General features: G+C 69.6%; 3 protein-coding genes. All 3 read left to right on the forward strand.

Features of this window, described 5'->3' with window-relative positions; all coding sequences use genetic code 11:
- Positions 1-408 (forward strand): sulfate ABC transporter substrate-binding protein (locus tag V7067_RS17370; protein ID WP_334177141.1); only part of this gene is annotated, 408 nt, incomplete at its 5' end.
- A gap of 152 nt (positions 409-560) precedes the next feature.
- Positions 561-1,406: a sulfate ABC transporter permease subunit CysT gene (cysT, locus tag V7067_RS17375; protein ID WP_334177142.1), complete on the forward strand. Its 846-nt coding sequence runs from the start codon at positions 561-563 to the stop codon at positions 1,404-1,406.
- Positions 1,407-1,416: 10 nt separating this feature from the next.
- On the forward strand, positions 1,417-2,343 hold the full coding sequence (gene cysW, locus V7067_RS17380) for a sulfate ABC transporter permease subunit CysW (protein ID WP_334177143.1): 927 nt from the start codon (positions 1,417-1,419) through the stop codon (positions 2,341-2,343).
- Positions 2,344-2,514: the final 171 nt, after the last annotated feature.

Here is a 2,514-nt window from a genome sequence, read left to right on the forward strand (position 1 = left end):
GCCACCACCACCTTCGTGGAGCGCGAGACCGGCGACGTGCTGATCACCTTCGAGGCGGAAACCCGCGGCATCGCCCGCGAATACGGCACCGACAAGTTCGAGACCGTGGTGCCCCCGGTGTCGCTGCTGGCGGAATTCCCGGTCTCGGTGGTCGACAAGGTGGTGGACAAGCGCGGCAGCCGGGCCATCGCCACCAACTATCTCGATTATCTCTACAGCCCCGAAGGGCAGGAGATTCTCGCCACCTTCGGCAACCGCGTGCGCGACAAGGCGGTGGTCGAAAAGCACAGGGCGGAGTTCCCCGACGTGCGCCTTGTCACCGTGGAAGAGGTGTTCGGCGGCTGGGACAAGGCCCGCACGCAGTTCGCCTCCGGCGGTCTCGTCGACGAGCTGCTGACCGATCGCTGAGCCGCAGCGCGTCAGCACAGCTTCCCGTCCGTCATGCGACCGGCCCCCGGGGGCCGGTCGCACTGTCATTTTCACCGCTCAGGCCGGAGGCCCGCCATGTCTGCCCGCACAGACGCCGGCAACGATCGTCCGCCGATGAGGAGAACCGCGCGATGAGCCTTGCCGCCGCCATCCGTCCGCGGCGCCGGGTGCTGCCCGGCTTCGGGCTGTCGCTCGGGGTCACGGTCGCCTATTGCGCCCTCATCATCCTGCTGCCGCTGGCCGCCCTGACGTGGAAGGCCGCCAGCCTCGGACTGACGGATTTCGTCGCCATCGCCTTCAACCGTCGTGCCCTTGCCGCCTACCGCGTCACCGTCGGCGGGGCGGCGGTGGCCGCGCTGTTCAATGCCGCGTTCGGCCTGCTGCTGGCGTGGGTGCTGGTGCGCTATCGCTTTCCCGGCCGCCGGCTGATCGATGCGCTGGTGGACGTGCCGTTCGCCCTGCCGACCTCGGTCGCCGGCATCGCGCTGACGGCGCTGTTCGTGAAAAACGGCTGGTTCGGCGGGCCGCTTGCCGAACTCGGCATCCGCGTCGCCTTCACCCCGCTCGGCATCATGGTCGCCATGGCCTTCACCAGCCTGCCGTTCGTGGTGCGCACCGTTCAGCCGGTCATCGAGGATCTCGACCGCGATATCGAGGATGCCGCCGAAACGCTGGGGGCGGGCGGGGGGCGCATCTTCTGCCGCGTCATCCTGCCGGTCATCGCTCCGGCGCTGCTGGCCGGCGTGTCGCTGGCTTTCGCGCGCTGCCTCGGCGAGTTCGGGGCGGTGATCTTCATCGCCGGCAACCAGCCGATGCACACCGAGATCGCCGCGCTGCTGACCTTCATCCGCCTTGAGGAATACGATTATCAGGGCGCGGCCGCGGTGGCCGCGGTGATGCTGGCAACCGCCTTCGTCATTCTGGCCGCCACCAACGCGCTGCAGTCGTGGCAGCTTCGCTATACCAGCCGGTCGTGAGGGCCTCTCCATGACGACATCGACCATTGCCCCGGGCACCGTGCCGCCCGCGGCCGGCCTGCGGAACGCGGGTGTGGCGGCTGCCGGCCCGCGGCCGCGCGCCCGGGTGGGCGAGGGGCCGCTCGCCCGCCGCCTGCTCATCGGCCTCGCCGTGGCCGGCGCGGTGCTGGTGCTCGGCGCCCCGGTTCTCGTCATCTTCGTGGAAGCGCTGAAGCTCGGGTTCGGAACCTACCTCGCCAATCTCGCGCTGCCCGACACGCTGTCCGCGGTCGGGCTCACGGTGTTCGTCGCGCTCATCGCGGTGCCGCTCAACACCCTGTTCGGGCTCGCTGCGGCGTGGGCCATCGGCAAGTTCCGCTTTCGCGGGCGCCGGCTGCTGATTGCCGTCATCGAGGTGCCGTTCTCGGTCTCGCCCATCGTGGCCGGCGTGTCCTACCTGTTCGTCTATGGCCTGCAGGGCCTGTTCGGCGAATGGCTGCGCGACCACGACATCGCCATTCTGTTCGCCTGGCCGGGCATCGTGCTCGCCTCCATGTTCGTCACGGCTTCGCTGGTGGCGCGCGAGGTGATCGCGCTGATGGAAGCGCAGGGCAGCGATATGGAAGAGGCGGCGCTCAGCCTCGGGGCCGGCGGCTTCACCACATTCCTGCGCGTCACGCTGCCGGAAATCCGCTGGGCGCTGCTCTATGGCGTGGTGCTGTGCAATGCCCGCGTGATGGGCGAATTCGGCGCGGTCTCGGTGGTGTCCGGCTCGATCCGCGGCGAGACCAACACCCTGCCGCTGCAGATCGAACTGCTCTATCACGACTACAATGCCGCCGGCGCCTTCGCGGCGGCCACGCTGCTGACGGCGCTGGCGCTGGTGACGCTGGTGGTGAAGGCGGTGCTGGACCGCGTGGCCGGCAGCGATGGCCGCCCGCGCAGCGCCGGCCACTGAAGGCCGCTTTCCGAAGCGCCGATGCCCGCAAAAAGAAACCGGGCGCCGCTGGGGCGCCCGGTCGGTGACGTCTGAGAAGGGCAGGCGGGGGCCGGTCAGCCCTTCACGGCCGCAGTCAGCGCGGGAACGGCGTCGAAGATATCGGCGACGAGGCCATAGTCGGCGACGGAG

This window comes from Pseudoxanthobacter sp. (assembly GCF_036822375.1).
In the GTDB taxonomy this organism is placed as follows: domain Bacteria; phylum Pseudomonadota; class Alphaproteobacteria; order Rhizobiales; family Segnochrobactraceae; genus Pseudoxanthobacter.

Coding starts and splice junctions, on each gene's coding strand:
- cysW (WP_334177143.1), top strand. CDS start 1,417: ATGACGACATCGACCATTGCCCCGGGCACCGTGCCGCCCGCGGCCGGC.
- cysT (WP_334177142.1), top strand. CDS start 561: ATGAGCCTTGCCGCCGCCATCCGTCCGCGGCGCCGGGTGCTGCCCGGC.